This is a genomic window from Streptomyces sp. NPDC015346, from assembly GCF_043078785.1.
GTDB lineage: Bacteria > Actinomycetota > Actinomycetes > Streptomycetales > Streptomycetaceae > Streptomyces.
Genome location: NZ_JBIBTW010000002.1, coordinates 177,672 through 194,547, shown reverse-complemented (window position 1 = coordinate 194,547; position 16,876 = coordinate 177,672). Strand labels below are relative to the sequence as shown.

Here is a 16,876-nt window from a genome sequence, read left to right as displayed (position 1 = left end):
CGGGGCCGGTCTTGTCGTCACTCCGAACTCCGGCCGTTGCGAATCCATCAGCAGCGGCGCGCGGCAACACGCTCGCCCAGCCCAAGACATGCGAAGGACGGCATGATGACCCACACTCCCGTACGCATCGAGCAGCGCGATCCGAGGTTTCTCGAGGCCTACGGTCCGCTGGCCCTCGACCGTCGGTCGCGAGCGTCCGCTCTGACCGATCTCGCCGGAGGCTTCGCCGAATTCACCGATTCCACGCCTGCGGAGCCGGCGACGCTTCCGTACGAAGAGTTGCTGTACGTGATCGAGGGCGAGGTCACGTTGACGGTCGGCGATCAGGTGATCGTGGGCTCGACGGGAGATTTCATCACCCTCGAGAAGGGGGCGACCGTCGTCTTCGCCGGCACCGCGGGGACCCGGTTGTTCTACGCCGTGAGCCCGGCCGACTGGGAGCACTGACGTCCCCTTCATGTTCCGCTGAACCATTTCCAGTGCGTTCACCCTTATTCGTAGGAGTAGACATGACAACGACCAAAGAGGTATCGGCGATCATCATCGGAGGCGCCGGAGCCATGGGCCGATGGGCCGTTCGCGCGATCGCGCGACTGGGCTCGGTCTCCGAGCTCCTGATCGCGGACATCGACCTCGACAAGGCCCAACGGCTGGTCGACGAGGTCGGCGAGCCGTGCCGAGCGATCCGCCTCGACGCGACCGATGCCGACGCGATGCGGGAGGCGTTCGCCGAGTGCGACGTCGTGCTCAACACGATGGGTCCGTTCTCGCTGTTCGCTCGCCGGATCCTTGAGGTCGCCATCGAATCCGGGTGCGACTACCTGGACATCGACGACGACTGGGAGTCGACGCTGGAGGCGTTCGAACTCGACGCCGCAGCGCGTGAGAAGGGCCTGCACGTCATCAAGGGAATCGGCGGAAGCCCGGGCTTCTCCAACATGTGCGCTCTCGTGGCGGCGCGCCAACTGGACAAGGTAGACGAGCTGTTCACCGGTTGGTCGCTTCGCGGCGCCGTCACCGAGGAAGAGGCCGCCTTCCCCGCTCCGGCTGGTGCGAGCGCCGCGGTCGAGCACTGGTTGATCCAGGTCAGCGGCAGCATCCGCACCTGGCGGGACGGACGCGAACAGGATGTCGCGCCCCTGGAATCGGTGTCGCTCGACTACCCGGGCATCGGGCGTGTCCATGCCTACACGGTCGGGCACCCCGAGGCGATCACGCTCCCTCGGTATGTGGCGGGCGTGTCCAGGTCGACGAACCTGACCTCGGGTCCGGAGTGGATCTTCGAACACGTGCGGAAGGTCGCTGCGGCCTACACCGCCGGAGAGGTCAGCCTCGCCGAGGGCGCGCGCCGGCTGGACGAGCCGCCGGTGCCCGCCGACCTCGGCCCGCGGGATCCGTTGTCGCAGTGCTGGGCTGCCGCCTACGGCCTGCGTGACGGGCGCCCGGTGGCCGTCTCCGTCGAACCGGCGGCGGTCCCGCGCGGAAAGATGGGTGGCGGCACCGGGGTGCCGCTCGCCATCGGTCTGGAACTGCTCCGTCGCGGCCGCATCACCCGGACGGGCGTGCACGCGCCCGAGGGGGCCATCGAACCCGACGACTTCTTCGCCCTGTACGGGAACTTCGTCGAGCTGCCGGAAGGCAAGGACCCGCTCGTCATCCGCGAGCTCGACGACCCGTCACCCATCTCGTTCGGCTGACCACGGGTCCGGCCTCGACCGGGCGAACTCACGGGGGCCATGATCGGAAAGCGCCCTCCCGCTGTCGTTGATCGCGACACCGGGAGGGCCGTTCTGTGTGCCATGAGGTTGCCAGGTCCCACGTACGACCGCGGAGGCGGTACACGGCGAGGCCCAGCAACCGGGTTGCTGGGCCTGTCGGGCCATGCGGTGCATGGTCCGGAGTTCCTCACGTCACTTGTCTCCGCGCGCCGCGTCGATCAACTCGCCGAAGTTCAGGAACTTCTGACGTGGCCGACCCTGGGTCCTGCCCCGTTCCTTCTCGGCGGCATCGATCCGCTTCCAGGCGGCCTTGTCGACCACGTCCACGCCGCGTGCCGCGAGGAGGTCCACCAGCGGTTGTTGTTCGTTCTTCGGTGGTGTGAGCCGGTCCGCTGCGAGGTCCTGGAGGATGCTGTCGACGGTTTCCATGGCATCGACCTTGTTCGTGCCGATGACGCCTCGTGGACCGCGCTTGATCCACCCCGAGCAGAACACGCCAGGGATCTCTTCGTCGGATCGAGGCTCGACGACGCGCCCCGCGTTGTGGGGGATCGTGGCCGTGAGCGGGTCGAAGGGCAGTCCTTCGACTTCCAGACCTCGATAGCCGATGGCGCGAAAGACGGCGGACGTCTCGATCGTCTCCAGCCGGCCGTCGCTCCGTCGGAACGTGATCGACCGCACCCGCTCGCTTCCTTCGATCGAGACCGGCTCCAGGCCGAACCGCAGGCGCACGACGCGCTCGGCGGGGTCGTCCGCATCAGCCTTCTGTGCGGCTCGGAGCAGAATGTCGTGCCGCCGACCGTGGTCCGGCGCGGCGGCGACCTCGCTCGCTTCGGCAGCCAGGGAGATGTCGCCGCTGTTCGACAGCGCGAGCAGCTCGCCGAGGGAGTACGCCGCGTGCTCGGGGCCTCGCCGGGCGACCACGACGACTTCTCGAACACCGGATCGCGCGAGCGCGTCGATCGCACGATCCGACATGTCTGTTCGAGCCAGCACGTCGCGGGGGAGCAGCAGGGTTCGCGCCACGTCGAGGGCCACGTTGCCGTTGCCCACGATGACCGCTCGTTCGCCGGAGATGTCGAAAGCACGGTCGGCGAAGTCGGGGTGACCGTTGTACCAGGCGACGAAGTCGCGGGCGGAGTAGACGCCGTCCAGGTCCTCGCCGGGTCGGCCGAGCTTGCGATCGGCGCCGACACCTCCCGCCCAGATCACAGCGTGGTGGGAGTCGAGCAGTTCCTGGAGTGAGACGTCCTTGCCGACCTCGACGTTGAAGAAGCAGTCGACGTTCGCGCGATCGAGGAACCGGCTGAATCGTTCGCTGATCGACTTGGTGTGGACGTGATCGGGAGCGACACCGGCGCGAATGAGACCGAAGGGGGTCGGGAGTCGGTCCAGCACCGAGACCGTGACGCCGGGGATCTCGCTCAAGAGACCAGTGGCGTAGCAACCGGCGGGGCCGGATCCCACGACAGCCACGCGGAGTGAATCGTGCCCCTCGGCGAGGACGCGGCGTGTGTAGCTCGGAACGCTGGCACCGGCTATCGGATGGGTCTCGAAGTAATCGGAGTTGATCTCGGCGTACTCGCTGAGATTCTCCGGCAGCTCCCAATCGGGGTGGATGGCCTCGACCGGGCATTCGTCCATGCAGGCGCCGCAATCGATGCAGGCGGCAGGGTCGATGTACAGCTGCTCGGTGTGGGTGAAGTCGGGGTCACCAGGGCGCGGCCTGATGCACTGAACGGGGCAGACCGGCACACACGAGCCGTCGTTGCAACACCCTTGTGTGATCACATACGCCATCGGAAGAATCCATCTTTGCTCGGGGAACTGGGGCCGCGCGCTTGCCGCGGTCAAGGGGTGACGATCTCCGCCCAGGGGACGCGATGGTGAATGGCCTGCCGAGACCGCACGAGGTGGCGCCACGCGTTGACGCACAGCGCCCGGGGCTGGTCGACCCGGCAGGAGGCGATCGTCGTCGCGGCAGTCATGTCGCAACGCCGACGATCAGCCGGTGCGTCCGGCTCAGCCGTCCCGCAGAGCAAGGGCCTTGACCGGGCATGCGCGGACTGCGGCCTCCGCCTCGGCCCGGCGCTCGTCGGTGATCTCGTCCACGAGCAGGATGACCTTGCCGGCGCCTTCATCGACGTCGCACAGGTCGGGCGACTCCATCATGCAGCACGCGGTTCCTCTGCACACGGCGAGGTCTGCGACGATCTTCAGCGTCATCGGGCGTTGCCTTTCCATCGGGGAAGTGCCCAATCTTGCTCGGGTGATGAGTGGGTCAAGGGGCCTGACGGACCCAAGTGACACCCAGGTGGGGGAGCGGCGTAGGCATCCGGCTCCGGCTTCCCCCGGCTGGGTGCTGATTCGCCGGATACACGGCCCGGAGATCTCGGCTTGTGGTTTCAACGTCCATGGGTGGTCGCAGCCGCCCAGTCCGGCTGACGAGTAAGGGATCAGATGAGCACATACGCCGTTACCGACCCGAGCACCGGCGAAACCATCAAGGACTTCGCGACATTCACCGATGCGGAGGTTACGGCTGCCATCGACCGGGCCGATTCGGCCTACCGCGCCTGGGGCCGAGCGTCGTCGATCGCCGAGCGTTCCGCGCTCCTGGGGCGAGTCGCCGAACTCTACCGGGAGCGGCGCGAAGAACTCGCCCGGATCGTCGTGCGCGAGATGGGCAAGCCGATCACGTCCGCCCTCGGCGAGGTCGATGTGTGCGTGGACATCTTCGAGTACTACGCGGCCAACGCGGAGCAGTTCCTGGCCGACGAACCGCTGGAACTCCTCGCGACTCCTGGCAAGGCGGTCGTCCGTCGCAGCGCGGTAGGCGCCCTCCTCGGGGTCATGCCGTGGAACTACCCCTACTACCAGGTCGCACGTTTCGCGGCTCCGAACCTGATGCTCGGCAACACCATCCTTCTCAAGCACGCATCGCAGTGCCCTGAGTCCGCCGCGGCGATCGCCCAGGTGTTCACCGACGCGGGGTATCCCGAGGGCGCGTACGAGATGCTGTACGCCACCAGCACCCAGATCGACGCCGTCATCGCCGATCCCCGTGTGCAAGGCGTCTCGGTGACCGGCTCCGAAGCGGCCGGCGCTGCCGTGGCCCAGACCGCCGGACGCCACCTCAAGAAGGTCGTGCTGGAACTCGGCGGCTCCGACCCGTTCATCGTGCTCAGCACCGACGACCTCGACGCAACCGTCGAGTACGCGCTGTGGGCCCGGTTCTACGAGAACGCGGGCCAGGTCTGCTGCGGCGCCAAGCGGTACATCCTGGCCGACGACGTCTACGAGCCGTTCATGGAGAAGTTCACCGCCGCGCTGAAGGAACTTCGGCCGTCCGACCCGACCCGTAGCGAGACGTTGCTGGGCCCGGTGTCGTCGGTGGCCGCGGCGGAAGGGCTGTCCGACCAGTTGCAGCGGGCGGTCGACGGCGGCGCGACGGTCGCACTGGGCGGAGGGCGACAGGGCGCGTTCTTCGAGCCGACGGTGCTCGTGGACATCGACCCCGCGAACGAGCCCGCACGCGAGGAATTCTTCGGCCCGTTCGCGCACGTCTACCGAGTGGCTTCCGAAGCGGAGGCGATCGAGCTGGCCAACGACACGCCCTACGGACTCGGCGCGTACGTGTTCAGCACAGATCTCGAGCAGGCGATGCGCGTCGCCGACCAGATCGACGCGGGCATGGTCTCGGTCAACGTCCTGGGTGGTGAAGGCCCCGAGCTGCCGTTCGGGGGTGTCAAGCGTTCGGGCTTCGGGCGAGAGCTGGGGCGTTTCGGGGTCGATGAGTTCGCCAACCGCAAGCTCATCCGGACATGTGAGTAGGGAGAGGGCAAGAATCATGGGATTCCAAGGACGCACCATGCGTGCGGCGGTGATGTACGAGGTCAGTCAGCCTCTGGTCGTGGAGGAGGTGGAGATGGCCGAGCCGGGGCCCGGAGAGGTCATGGTCAAACTGGCGAACAGCAGCGTCTGCCACAGCGATCTCCACGCCCTCGACGGCGCCTGGCCGCCCCCGGTGCCGATCGTCCTCGGGCACGAGGGGGCAGGGACCATCGAGGCCGTCGGCCCGGGCGTCACGAGGCACAGGGTGGGAGACCCCGTGGTGCTCTCCTGGACCCCGGGCTGCGAGCGGTGCCGGTTCTGCCTGGTCGGGCGCCCCAACCTGTGCGAGAAGCTGGCGGAGACCGTGCACGCGGGCGTCATGTACGACGGCACGACCCGGATGCGCAAGGACGGGCGGCCGATCTACACGTACATGGGCACCGGGTCGTTCGGCGAGTTCACCGTCGTCCCCGAGACCGGCGCGGTCGCCGTGCCGTCCGGAGTTCCGACCGACGTGGCCGCGGTCGTCGGATGTGCTGTCACGACGGGGTTCGGAGCCGCGACGAAGACCGTGCGCATAGCCCCGGGTGACACCGTCGTCGTCATCGGCCTGGGCGGCGTCGGTCTCTCCGTCCTCTTCGGATGCGCGGCTCAGTCCGCCGGCAAGGTCATCGCGGTCGATGTCCACGACGACAAGCTCGCCATGGCCAAGCGAGCCGGCGCCACCCACGTGATCAACGCGCGGGAGACGGACCCCGTGGCGGCGATCTGGGAACTCTCGGGCGGCCGCGGAGCGGACTTCGCCTTCGAGGCGATCGGGCTCAAGGCGACGATCGAACAGGCGCTGGGCATGCTGGGCACCCGGGGCACCGCGGTACTGGTGGGAATGGCGCCCGAAGGTGTCAGGTTCGAGGCCGACCCGACGCTCATCGCGATGATGGAGCTGCGCATCGTGGGCTCGAACTACGGGTCGGCGAATCCGCCGATCGACTTTCCGAGGATTCTCGGCCTGGCTCAGGCCGACCAGCTCGATCTCGCCTCGCTCATCACCTCGCGCGTCCCTCTCGATGACATCAACGACGCCTTCGACGCGATGAAGCGCGGCGAGGGAATCCGCACCGTCATCGACTTCACCTGACCAGGCCCGGCCGGCCCTGACGTGGTCCATGTGACGATCCGGAGTCACGTCGTAGCGCCCCGCGGCACCTCCTGATGGGAGACCATGCGGGGCGCGAGTCGCCGAGGCCGGGCGAACGACCACGGGACGCCACCCGCCCACGTGCTGCGGGTGGCGAAACGGGTAGTTCCACGGGTGCCCCGCGCTGCTGGTTGGACCACCTTGTCTTCAACAGAAATTCACCTGTTGGGGGACGAGCGGAGGAGTTTCGATGACAGTGGTGGCAGACGCGCCCGTGGGAGTGCTCGAATGGCAGGATGCCTGTCGGCCGCAGCGGGTTCTGATCGTCGACGAGAACGAGTTGATCCAGGCCGGCCTGCGCTCATTGCTGGACGACGCGCCATGGGTCGCGACGTGCTTTCTTTCCGGCTCCATCGAGGAGGCCATCCACATCGTCCGGCGTCACCAACCACAGGTCGTGCTCGTCAGCGCCTCCCTCGGTGGACGCTCCGGCCCGGAGCTGTGCGAGTGGCTCAAGGAGCGGATGCCGCACGTCAAAGTCGTGCTGATGTCCGGCGAAGGGCGCATCCCGGGGGCTCTCGCCACCTCGCTGGGAGCTGTTGGAGCTCTGTCCAAGCACATGTCGCGACGTGCGCTCGTCAATGCCCTCAAGTGCGTCGCCGAAGGTTCGAGGGTCTTCCCCAAAGGCGCGGCGGCTCCGCAGGTGCAGCTCTCCAGGCGCGAGCTGGATGTGCTCCAGCACCTCGCGAAGGGGCTGAGCAACCCGGAGACCGCTCGCCGACTCAACCTCTCGCGACACACGGTAAAGCAGCACACCAGTGCGGTGTACCGCAAGCTTGGGGTGCCGAACCGGGCCTCAGCCGCGATCAGGGCGCAGGAACTGGGCCTGGTGTCCGCCGGCGATGGCGCCAGCGAGCCTGCGTGACGTGGAGACCGGCGCCGTCCACGAACACGGTCAGCGGCCGTGCGGTCACGGGGCGTCTTGCCGGGCGACCCGGGCGCGATCTGGGCCCGTGTCTTGAAGCCCTGCTTCGCAAGGATCTTCTCCACGTCACCTTCGGCGGTGCGTACCGAGATGACGAGCCTCGTCGCGATCTGCTGGTTGGACATGCCTTCGGCGATGAGGTCGACGACCTCCCTCTCACGCCGCGTAAGGCGATTCTTGGATGCGGCGGAGGCGCGAAGACCGGCACTCTCCCGCGACGCGAATCCGATCATCTCATCCACCTGCATGCCGCGGCCGCGCGCGCGAGCGGCGTCGAATGCCGCCGCGCCGAGCCGAGTGCACGCGGCATCCGCGTAGCGCGCGCTTCTCGTGCAGGTGTGGGGAGCCGATGCTGTTCCAGACGCGGTCCGCGCCGCCGATCACCACCGTGGCACGTTCGGCCTCACCCGTGGCGGCCGCGGTCCGCGGTCCAGCCACATCCGAGCCTCGTTGAGGTGATCCATCGAAGCCCAGAACCAAGGCTGCGCCGCAATGCCGATGCCGATTCCCATCTCGGCGGGCCGTGCCATGGAGTACTCGAGCGCGAGGCGGATGTTCGGGTGATCCAGGTGGAGGCGGGCGGCCCACTCCACCTGGCGCGGGCCGGCCCACTCGCGGGTGGCGACAGCGACGAGTTCGGCGAACCAGTTCCGGTGCCGAAGGGCCAGATCACCGCCCTCGCCGGCCTCCGCGAGGCGCGCCTGGCCGTACTCGCGGATCGTGTCCAGCATCCGGAACCGGATCTGTGCGTCGTGCTCTCGGAGGAGTTGGAACCGATCGTCGAGCCGCTCGGCCAGTTCCTCGAGCGACAGCACCTGCAGGCGAACCGCGGCGAGTTCCAGGGCGAAGGGGGATGCCTTCGAGCCGTCGGCACAGACGGGCGACAGCTTCCTCGTTGGCAGCGGTGATCTTGAAATCGGGTACAACGGCGACGGCGCGATCCGTGAACAGCTCGACCGCCGGGTAGTTGGCCGCCGTTCCGTCGCCTGCGGTGCTGGGAGAGGGGGTCAGCAGCGGCGCGACCGGGTAGAGGTGCTCACCGTCGTTGCGCAGCGCTTGCCGACTGGCAGCGAGAACACGCACCCCTGAGCGGCGCGTAGCACGCGATCGACCAGGCCGGCGGTCGCCTCGACCAGATGCTCGCAACTGTCAAGGCCACGGTTTGCGGGAGGAGGCCGGGCTCGGCGAGACCGGCCAGTTGGACGAAGTACACACCGTTCTTGAACGCGCGGCGGACGTCATGGGCGGCTGAGTGCCAAGCGGGTCTTGCCGACACCGCCGATGCCGGTCAGGGTTATCAGACGCGCCGATGCGAACAAGTGGCGGACCGCAGATATGTCATGCCGTCGACCCACAAAACTCGTGACCTCAGCCGGCAGCGTTGACGCCGGTTCCGTTGACGGATGTGTCACGCACGATCCTCACGCCTGATACCGGTTGCCGGATCCACCCGCACTGCCGTCGTTCAGGGTCCCCGCCGCCGGCAAGGAAGGTCAATGCCTGTTGCCCGGGGCACAGGCATGCCCCGGGCAACAGAGATCAGGTCGGATCAGTCGAGAATGGCGGTGGCGTCCATCTCGACCAGCCAGGCCGGGTCGGACAGGGCCGTGACCCCGATCAGCGTCATCGTGGTCGCCTTCCCTCCCGCCGCGGCACCTGCCTCGCCGAGACCGGCGTAGACCTCCTCCAGGTTGGCCGGGCTCGCGTCGACGACGTAGAGCATCAGACGCGCGATGTCGGCGGGAGTTCCGCCCGCCGCGGCGATCGCGAGGTAGACGTTCTCAGCTGCCTGTCGCGCCTGCGACCGGTAGTCGCTCCCGACGAGCTTGTGCTCCTTGTCGACGCCGACCTGCCCGGAGGTGACGACGATCTTGCTGCCGGTGCCGACCATGATCTGGGCGAAGCCGTGCGGTTGGGCGAGCGTGTCGGGATTGATCTTGTGAAGTGCCATGGCAGTACCTTGAGGTGCATTGCCGGCCCAGCCACGGCGTCGCGGCCATCCCTGCCCGGTTGGGGGAGCTGACGGTGGTGGGCCCCGGTCCGGCCATGCCCTCGCGTGGCGGGCCGCCCGGTCGAGCGCTGGGGTCGGCTCGGCGGATCTTGGCTCCCCGGTGGGGCGACGTAGCCCAAGTGGGTGCAGTTGGTCGACCGACGGCGAGGGTCCGCGAACGAGGGGGCCACGATCCCGGCATGAGTACTGACATCACGTCGTCAAACGACGCCTGGACCGACCCATTCGATCTTGCCGGCCGCCGGGCCGTCGTCACCGGCGCGAGCCGTGGCATCGGCCAGGCGATCGTCGTCGAGCTTGTTCGTCGCGGCGCCCACGTCGTCGGCGCAGCCCGCACTGAAGCCGGCCTGAAGGAAACCGCCGACCTTGTCGAGGGCTTCGCCGGGACCTTTGTTCCCTATGCCGTCGACCTTCGCTCGCCGGAGTCGATCGAGTCGTGTGTGACCAGCGCCGTGGAGACCCTTGGTGGCCTCGACATCCTGGTGAACAACGCCGGCTACGACTTCATGGGTCGGCTGGAGTCGATTGATCTCTCCGAGTTCCAGCAAGTCATCGAGGTGAACCTGCAGACGATCTTCGTCATGCTCAAGGCTGCCGGCCCACACCTGAAGGACGGCGGTGGCAGCGTGGTCAACATCTCGTCGGTCCTCGGCGTCATCGCGGCCCGCGACGACGCCGCGTACATCGCTGCGAAGCACGGCGTCATCGGTCTCACGAAGGCCGTTGCCCTGGAGTGGGCTCGCAAGGGTGTCCGCGTCAATGCCGTCGCACCCGGCTACGTGGAAACCGCGATGCTGCCCGACCTGAGCGTCGACGTCGACACCGCCAAGTACATCTCGCGCACCGTTCCGCTGGGCCGTGTCGGCCAGCCCGAGGAGATCGCGAACGCTGTGGTGTTCCTCGCCTCCGACGCATCCAGCTACATCAGCGGCGAGACGATCGTCATCGACGGCGCCATCTCGGTCTCCTGACCGAAGAGAGGCGCGTGACCGGCCTCGTGCTTGATGCGCAGCGGTTGTCGGTTGGCGGTGCGGTGGGCGGATGGCCTCGGCGTCGGACGTGTGGTCGTCGATGAATGAACGGATGCTCGGGGACGACTCTCGCTTCGCGTGGGACCGCAGCTCGGTCCGTGGAGCGTCCTCGGAGTGATGGTGGAAGGAACGTCAGGAAATGACTGTGCTGCAGGAGAAGTTGCTGCCGACTCTGGAGTATCTGCTTCAGGAGTGGCTCGACCTGGGATCGCTGCTCGCCCGACCTCGGTTTTCCGCCCATGACCTCGACGGAATAGGCGAGTTGCTGCGTGCGGCGTCCGCGGTCGCCGCCGAACGGTTCGAGTCGGCCAACCGGATCATCGACGAGCACGAGCCCGTCTTCGATGACGGCAAGGTGATCCTGCCGAAAGAGACGCAGGAGGCCTGGGACGCCTACGTCGGCCTCGGCATGATGCTGGCCTCGCATGATGAGGCCGACGGTGGCATGCAGCTTCCTCGCACCGCCGATTTCGCGGCCAACGTGCTGTTCAGTGCGGCTTCGGGCGGGATGAGCCCGGCCATGCTGACCGAGGCCAACGCCTCCCTGCTCCTCGCTCACGGAACCGAGAGGCAACGCCAGGTGTTCGCCTCGCGTGAGCTGCATGGTGAATGGGCCGGCACGATGTGCCTGTCCGAGAACCAGGCGGGCTCATCGCTGTCCGACATCACCACACGGGCTGTTCCGGACGGCGACGGATACGCCGATGACCCACTCGGGCCGCGCTACCGGGTCACCGGAAACAAGATGTGGATCAGCGCCGGCGAGCACGATCTGGCCGCGAACATCGTCCATCTCGTGCTCGCCAAGACAGCCGGCCCGGACGGAACCTTCGACCCGAGCGCCAAGGGAATCTCCCTGTTCGTGGTCCCGAAGTTCCTGGTCGACGCCGACGGGAACCTCGGGGAGCGCAACGACGTCGTGCTGGTGGGGCTGAACCACAAGCTCGGCTGCCGAGGCATACCCAACACCGCCCTCGCGTTCGGCGACGGTACGTGGCGGCCGAACGGTGAGGCAGGCGCGGTCGGCTATCTGGTCGGCAAGCCCGGCGATGGCCTGCGGCAGATGTTCCACATGATGAACGCGGCGCGGATCGCCATCGGGCTGGGGGCCGCCGCGCTCGGCTTCGCCGGATACGCGGCCTCGCTGGACTATGCCAAGCAACGGAGGCAGGGCCGCCCGCTCACACGTGCCGGCAAGAACGCCGCGACGCCCCAGGTGCCGCTGGTCCAGCACGCTGACGTCAAGCGGATGTTGCTGGCACAGAAGGCGTACTCCGAGGGTGGCATCGCACTCGGTCTCTACGCGGCGCGCCTGCTCGACGAGCAGGCCACCGGAGACGCGGCGGCGGCAGAGGATGCCGGCCGGGTTCTCGAGGTGCTGACGCCGGTCGTGAAGAGCTGGTCCAGCGAGTGGTGTCTGGAAGCGAACAGCCTCGCCATCCAGGTGATGGGCGGCGCCGGATACACCCGCGACTTCCCGGTGGAGCAGTACTGGCGGGACAACCGGCTCAACATGATTCACGAGGGCACGCACGGCATCCAGGGCCTCGACCTGCTGGGGCGCAAGATGCTGCTGGCGGATGGAGCCTGCGTGGAGGCACTGGCGCAACGGGTGCGGGCGACAGCTGAACGAGCCCGAGACGGTGGTCTGGGTGAGTACGCCGACAGGCTTGTCGATGCCTGGACGCGCGCGGTCTCGGCAGCTTCGTCAGCGTGGGAGAGCGGCGACCCGACCGAGGCGCTCGCCAACGCGACCCTGTTCCTGCAAGGCTTCGGCCACGTGGTGCTGGCCTGGATCTGGCTGGACGTCGCCGTGTCCGCCCAGGCCAGTGACCACGCTGAGGCTCCCGGCAAACTCGCCGCGATGCGTTACTTCTTCGGCTACGAACTGCCCAAGATCCATGCCTGGTTGGACGTCGTCTCGCGACGCGAGTCGCTCTGTCGGGACCTGGACGCAGCACTGCTGTAGTCCCGTGGACTTGTCGAGCCCCGGAAGAACTCGGTGCCGTTCGGCAGTCAGGCCCTCAACCATGCTGGCTTGTCGGATGAGTTGGAAAGCTCGCTGGGGCCGGGGCATCCCCCATGCGGGCAGGACGCCCTCGCTCCCCGCGAGCCCGCATGCGCGCACCGCTAGCGTGCCGCCAAGCCAAGTGAAAGGGAACGCCATGATCCTCCCCGTTGTGACGGGCCGCATCGACGACGCCGAGTTCGTGCCCCTGGCGCCCGAGGAAGGCGGCTGGGAGCCGGTCGAGGGCGACGCGAACGCTCGGATACACACTCTCTGCGAGAACGATCATGTCTGGTCGGGAGTCGCGCTCTTCGACCCCTGCACGTTCAACTACCGCGCCGATCACGCGGCCGTGATCCATCTGCTGGAGGGTGCGGCGACGATCACCTCCGACGGGCACACCTCGAAGGTGGGTGCCGGGGACGTCGTCTATCTCACCCCTGGGATCACCAGCACCTGGGTCGTCAAGGCTCCGGTGCGGGAGTTCTTCGCGGCATTCACCCCGGTGGCGGGCGCCAACTGACAGCGGGCGACCTGCGCGACCGACAGGCCGGCACTCCGCCGATGCGTCGCGCAGTCATCCCTCCTCACAGGCCGGAGATTTCCGTGCACTTCCCCAACCATCCGTCGCGAAGCCGACCGGGGCCGTACGTGCCGCAGGATGCGCCACAGCGGGCTCGCGTCGAGCACCTGCGCCAGGCCGTCCACCGTTCCCAGCTCGTCTTTCTCGTCGTCAACGGCGTTCCCCTCGCCGTCGGTGTCGTTCTGTTCCCTTTCTCGACCCTCCCCGGCCTGCCCCTGTTCGGTCAGTTCACCCTGGGCGTCGTCTGGGGCATCGCGCAATGCGGCCTCTTCGTCGCCATGGCCTGGTGGTACGAGAGGCGATCCGAGCGTCTGTGCGATCCCGTCGAGCGGGCCCTGGTCGAGGGAGTACGCCAGGCCGAGGCGTCGGGTGCCTCTCCCGTCGACGGGGCGGTGAAGTGGTGACCCTGCGCACGTTGGCGTCGGGCGCGGTCGCCCCGCTCGGTGCCGACGTCCGGGCCACCGTTGTCGTCGCCTGTCTGGTCCTGCTGGGACTGGCGCTCTTGTGGGCTTTCGTCCTCGTGTCAGCGCAGGAGGACGACCCGGAACGGCTCTACATCGCCGACCGGTCCCTCTCACCGGTGTTCAACGGGTTCGCCGTGGCCGGAGAGCAGATATCGGTCCTCACCCTGCTGGCGGTCCCCGGGGGCATCGCTCTGTTCGGCTACGACGGCTACCTCTATGCCATCGACATTCTTGTCGCCTTCAGCGTGCTGCTGCTCCTCGCTCAGAAGATCCGCAACAGCGGCCGTTACACTCTCGGCGGCCTCTTCTCCTTGCGTGCGTCAGGAGTGGCGCCCCGCGTCGCCGCATCCCTGGTGACGCTGATCGTCACGGTTCCCATCCTCGCGATTCAGCTGCGTGCCGCCGGCATCACCACGGCTTTCCTGGTCGGGATGTCGACCCCGAGAGCCCAGATCGTGTGCACGGTTCTGATGGCCTTCCTCGTCGCGTGCTTCGCCGGGGTGGCCGACTTGAGAGGCCTTGGCTTCATGCACGTCATCAAGGTCCCCCTTGCCTTGGTGACGCTTGCCGTGGTCAGCCTCCTGGCCCTCAAGCAGTTCGAGTGGGACCCGGGAAGCGTCCTCTCGGCCGCGGTGAACAAGAGTGTTGCGCCGCAGCAGTATCTGAGCGGGGGAATATGGTCCGACGCGACCGCCCTGGGACCGTTCAACCTGATCGGTGATCACCTGGTCGTGATCCTCGGTACGGCCGTGGCGCCTCACTTGATCCTGCGTATCAGCGCGTCCCGCACAGGGCGCTCGGCGCGGCGATCCATGAGCACCGCCGTGGGGCTGAGCGGTGTCTACACCGTCCTGCTGATCGCAACAGGTTTCGCGGCGGCGGCCGTCGTGGGCAGCGGAGCCATCAGCGCGGTCGACGCCGACGGTCAGTCGTCCCCGATCCTGCTGGCTTCGGCCGTACTTCCAGACCATCCGACGGCGCGCATTGTGCTGGTCACCGTGATGGCGTGTCTGGTCTTCCTGGCCGTGCTGACGACCGTGGCCAGTGTGGCCTTCGCTGCCGCCGTCTCCTTCGCCCACGACGTGTACGCGAAAACCTCGCGGGCCAAAAGCTCCGGCACCGGAGAGGTGTGGGCGTTGCGTCTGGCCGTCGTCATCCTGTGCGCCGCGGCGCTGTCGGTGTCCGCTGCCACCGTTCACCATCCGTTCGAGTTCCTGATGACGTTCTCCATGAGCGTTGCGGCGTCGTGCGTCTTCCCCGTGCTGATCTACTCCTTCTTCTGGCGCGGGTTCAATCGCACAGGGCTGCTGTGGTGTGTCTACGGGGGACTGTCGGCCTGCGTCATCCTCATGGCCTGCTCACCCTTCGTCTCCGGGACCGATGACGCGCTCTTCCCGCAGGCCGGTTTCAACTGGTATCCCTTCCTGACCCCGGGCCTGATCTCCGTACCGACGGCATTCCTGCTGGGGTGGCTCGGCAGCATGAGGTCGTCAGGGCAGTCCGAAGCCGAATTCCGGCGCGACGAATACAAGCTCCTGACCGGGGCGGACGCCAGGCCCAGGGGCCGTTGATCCGAAGCTCGCGGACGGGCCCGCGACACATGTCGCGGGCCCGTCCGCGCGTCGTGCGCCCGGAATCGCGTGGGCTGCCTCCGCCTCCCCCGGTCGGGCGCCTCGTCGCTCTCCGGCGATCCGTGCTTCGCGTCACACGCGCATGGTCACTGATGCCCCATGGATCCGGTCGTGTCCGCGGGATGAGCGTCATCGTCTCGGCGCGGATCCCCCACCTGGGTCACTCCTGTTGCCTGACCGTTGACGCCCCGCGTCCCGATGCCGAGAGTGGCGGGTGACCAACCGCTTAGTATCCCTGGAGAAAGCATGCCTGAAGCAGTCATCGTCGCCACCTCACGGTCCCCCATAGGACGCGCCGGCAAGGGCTCCCTGAAGGACATGCGTCCCGACGAGCTCGCCGTCCAGATGGTGCGGGCCGCGCTGGCCAAGGTGCCCGAGCTGGACCCTGCCGAGATCGTCGACCTGATCCTCGGCGTGGGCCAGCCGGCGGGCGAGTCGGGCAACAACCTCGGCCGCGCCGTCGCCGTGCTGGCCGGCATGGACGGCCTCCCGGGCGTCACCGTGAACCGGTACTGCTCGAGCAGCCTGCAGACCACGCGTATGGCGCTCCACGCCATCAAGGCCGGTGAGGGACATGCGTACATCTCCGCCGGCGTCGAGACGGTGAGCCGCTACGCGAACGGTTTCGCGGACAACCCCGAGGGGCACAACCCGGCCTTCGCCGAGGCGCAGGCGCGTACCGAGAAGCGTGCGAGCGGAGGAGCGGACGCGTGGGTGGACCCGCGGACGACCGGGGCGCTGCCGGACCTCTACATCGCGATGGGCCAGACCGCGGAGAACGTCGCCCAGACCATCGGCATGTCGCGCAAGGAGCAGGACGAGTTCGCCGTCCGCAGCCAGAACCTCGCATGCCGGCGGATCGAGGAGGGCTTCTGGGCCCGCGAGATCACCCCGGTGACCCTGCCCGACGGTTCCGTCGTCTCGACCGACGACGGGCCCCGCCCCGGCACCACGCTCGAAGGCGTCAGCGGGCTCAAGCCGGTCTTCCGCCCCGACGGCACGGTCACCGCGGGCAACGCCTGCCCGCTCAACGACGGTGCTGCCGCGCTCGTCATCATGAGCGACGTCCGGGCCAGGGAGCTGGGCCTCACCCCGCTCGCTCGGATCGTGTCCACGGCCGTCACCGGGCTGTCGCCGGAGATCATGGGCCTCGGCCCGGTCGAGGCCATCCCGGCCGCCCTGCGCAACGCGGGCCTGGGCGTGGACGACATCGACCTGTTCGAGATCAACGAGGCGTTCGCCGTCCAGTCGCTCGGCTCGGCCCAGCTGCTCGGCATTCCGCTGGAGAAGCTCAACGTCAACGGCGGCGCGATCGCCGTCGGCCACCCCTTCGGGATGACCGGTGCCCGTATCACCTCCACTCTCATCAACTCCCTGCAGTGGCACGACAAGCAGTTCGGCGTGGAGTCCATGTGCGTCGGTGGCGGCATGGGCATGGCCATGGTCATCGAGCGGCTGAGCTGAGAGGAACGG

The 16,876-nt window shown here is 67.8% G+C and carries 15 protein-coding genes and 1 pseudogene; 11 read left to right on the top strand and 5 right to left on the bottom strand.

Features of this window, described 5'->3' with window-relative positions; genetic code table 11:
- The first annotated feature begins 105 nt into the window (after positions 1-105).
- A complete protein-coding gene (locus ACF06X_RS06880) occupies positions 106-447 on the top strand; it encodes a cupin domain-containing protein (RefSeq protein ID WP_392286154.1) in 342 nt (113 codons plus the stop codon).
- Positions 448-509: 62 nt separating this feature from the next.
- A complete protein-coding gene (locus ACF06X_RS06875) occupies positions 510-1,697 on the top strand; it encodes a saccharopine dehydrogenase family protein (RefSeq protein ID WP_392286153.1) in 1,188 nt (395 codons plus the stop codon).
- Between the two features lie 213 nt (positions 1,698-1,910).
- Here the strand turns inward: ACF06X_RS06875 and ACF06X_RS06870 are convergent, their stop codons facing one another.
- Entirely contained in the window at positions 1,911-3,518 is a 1,608-nt protein-coding gene (locus ACF06X_RS06870) for a 4Fe-4S binding protein (protein ID WP_392286152.1), read from the bottom strand.
- A gap of 222 nt (positions 3,519-3,740) precedes the next feature.
- Positions 3,741-3,944 carry a ferredoxin gene (locus ACF06X_RS06865; RefSeq protein WP_392286151.1) on the bottom strand — a complete coding sequence of 68 codons (204 nt, stop codon included), beginning with the start codon at positions 3,942-3,944 and terminating at the stop codon, positions 3,741-3,743.
- A gap of 234 nt (positions 3,945-4,178) precedes the next feature.
- Here ACF06X_RS06865 and ACF06X_RS06860 point away from each other — a divergent pair, with 234 nt between their 5' ends.
- The 3 genes from ACF06X_RS06860 (at position 4,179) to ACF06X_RS06850 (ending at position 7,615) form a co-directional block, all read left to right on the top strand.
- Positions 4,179-5,552 (top strand): NAD-dependent succinate-semialdehyde dehydrogenase, encoded by a 1,374-nt coding sequence (locus tag ACF06X_RS06860; protein ID WP_392286150.1) that lies wholly within the window; start codon positions 4,179-4,181, stop codon positions 5,550-5,552.
- A gap of 16 nt (positions 5,553-5,568) precedes the next feature.
- Positions 5,569-6,690 carry a Zn-dependent alcohol dehydrogenase gene (locus ACF06X_RS06855; RefSeq protein ID WP_392286149.1) on the top strand — a complete coding sequence of 374 codons (1,122 nt, stop codon included), beginning with the start codon at positions 5,569-5,571 and terminating at the stop codon, positions 6,688-6,690.
- 250 nt (positions 6,691-6,940) lie between these two features.
- The gene (locus ACF06X_RS06850) at positions 6,941-7,615 is read left to right on the top strand and encodes a response regulator transcription factor (RefSeq protein WP_392286148.1); all 675 of its coding nucleotides are present in this window, start codon (positions 6,941-6,943) and stop codon (positions 7,613-7,615) included.
- A gap of 86 nt (positions 7,616-7,701) precedes the next feature.
- Here ACF06X_RS06850 and ACF06X_RS06845 read toward each other — a convergent pair.
- The 3 genes and pseudogenes from ACF06X_RS06845 to ACF06X_RS06835 all read right to left on the bottom strand — a co-directional run.
- Positions 7,702-7,908 (bottom strand): annotated as a pseudogene (locus ACF06X_RS06845) (response regulator transcription factor); the annotation flags it as partial.
- A gap of 147 nt (positions 7,909-8,055) precedes the next feature.
- Positions 8,056-8,601: a hypothetical protein gene (locus ACF06X_RS06840; protein ID WP_392286147.1), complete on the bottom strand. Its 546-nt coding sequence runs from the start codon at positions 8,599-8,601 to the stop codon at positions 8,056-8,058.
- A gap of 623 nt (positions 8,602-9,224) precedes the next feature.
- Positions 9,225-9,626, bottom strand: coding sequence for a RidA family protein (locus ACF06X_RS06835; protein ID WP_392286146.1), 402 nt, complete (start codon positions 9,624-9,626; stop codon positions 9,225-9,227).
- A 239-nt stretch (positions 9,627-9,865) separates the two neighbouring features.
- On the opposite strand from ACF06X_RS06835, the gene ACF06X_RS06830 reads away from it, so the two are divergent.
- The 6 genes from ACF06X_RS06830 to ACF06X_RS06805 all read left to right on the top strand — a co-directional run bounded on the left by ACF06X_RS06830 (position 9,866) and on the right by ACF06X_RS06805 (position 16,867).
- Entirely contained in the window at positions 9,866-10,657 is a 792-nt protein-coding gene (locus ACF06X_RS06830; RefSeq protein ID WP_392286145.1) for an SDR family NAD(P)-dependent oxidoreductase, read from the top strand.
- Positions 10,658-10,856: 199 nt separating this feature from the next.
- Positions 10,857-12,686 (top strand): acyl-CoA dehydrogenase, encoded by a 1,830-nt coding sequence (locus ACF06X_RS06825; RefSeq protein WP_392286144.1) that lies wholly within the window; start codon positions 10,857-10,859, stop codon positions 12,684-12,686.
- Between the two features lie 196 nt (positions 12,687-12,882).
- Entirely contained in the window at positions 12,883-13,248 is a 366-nt protein-coding gene (locus ACF06X_RS06820; protein ID WP_392286143.1) for a cupin domain-containing protein, read from the top strand.
- A 128-nt stretch (positions 13,249-13,376) separates the two neighbouring features.
- The gene (locus tag ACF06X_RS06815) at positions 13,377-13,712 is read left to right on the top strand and encodes a hypothetical protein (RefSeq protein WP_392286142.1); all 336 of its coding nucleotides are present in this window, start codon (positions 13,377-13,379) and stop codon (positions 13,710-13,712) included.
- On the top strand, positions 13,709-15,343 hold the full coding sequence (locus tag ACF06X_RS06810; RefSeq protein ID WP_392286141.1) for a transporter: 1,635 nt from the start codon (positions 13,709-13,711) through the stop codon (positions 15,341-15,343). Before ACF06X_RS06815 ends, ACF06X_RS06810 begins: the two co-directional genes overlap by 4 nt.
- Positions 15,344-15,649: 306 nt before the next feature.
- Positions 15,650-16,867: an acetyl-CoA C-acetyltransferase gene (locus tag ACF06X_RS06805; RefSeq protein ID WP_392286140.1), complete on the top strand. Its 1,218-nt coding sequence runs from the start codon at positions 15,650-15,652 to the stop codon at positions 16,865-16,867.
- The last annotated feature ends 9 nt before the right edge of the window (positions 16,868-16,876 follow it).

Excerpts from the sequence above, each read along its gene's own strand:
- ACF06X_RS06850 (WP_392286148.1), top strand. The coding sequence starts at position 6,941 with ATGACAGTGGTGGCAGACGCGCCCGTGGGAGTGCTCGAATGGCAGGAT.
- ACF06X_RS06875 (WP_392286153.1), top strand. The coding sequence starts at position 510 with ATGACAACGACCAAAGAGGTATCGGCGATCATCATCGGAGGCGCCGGA.
- ACF06X_RS06820 (WP_392286143.1), top strand. The coding sequence starts at position 12,883 with ATGATCCTCCCCGTTGTGACGGGCCGCATCGACGACGCCGAGTTCGTG.
- ACF06X_RS06825 (WP_392286144.1), top strand. The coding sequence starts at position 10,857 with ATGACTGTGCTGCAGGAGAAGTTGCTGCCGACTCTGGAGTATCTGCTT.
- ACF06X_RS06880 (WP_392286154.1), top strand. The coding sequence starts at position 106 with ATGACCCACACTCCCGTACGCATCGAGCAGCGCGATCCGAGGTTTCTC.
- ACF06X_RS06855 (WP_392286149.1), top strand. The coding sequence starts at position 5,569 with ATGGGATTCCAAGGACGCACCATGCGTGCGGCGGTGATGTACGAGGTC.
- ACF06X_RS06870 (WP_392286152.1), bottom strand. The coding sequence starts at position 3,518 with ATGGCGTATGTGATCACACAAGGGTGTTGCAACGACGGCTCGTGTGTG.
- ACF06X_RS06860 (WP_392286150.1), top strand. The coding sequence starts at position 4,179 with ATGAGCACATACGCCGTTACCGACCCGAGCACCGGCGAAACCATCAAG.
- ACF06X_RS06865 (WP_392286151.1), bottom strand. The coding sequence starts at position 3,944 with ATGACGCTGAAGATCGTCGCAGACCTCGCCGTGTGCAGAGGAACCGCG.
- ACF06X_RS06805 (WP_392286140.1), top strand. The coding sequence starts at position 15,650 with ATGCCTGAAGCAGTCATCGTCGCCACCTCACGGTCCCCCATAGGACGC.
- ACF06X_RS06830 (WP_392286145.1), top strand. The coding sequence starts at position 9,866 with ATGAGTACTGACATCACGTCGTCAAACGACGCCTGGACCGACCCATTC.
- ACF06X_RS06835 (WP_392286146.1), bottom strand. The coding sequence starts at position 9,626 with ATGGCACTTCACAAGATCAATCCCGACACGCTCGCCCAACCGCACGGC.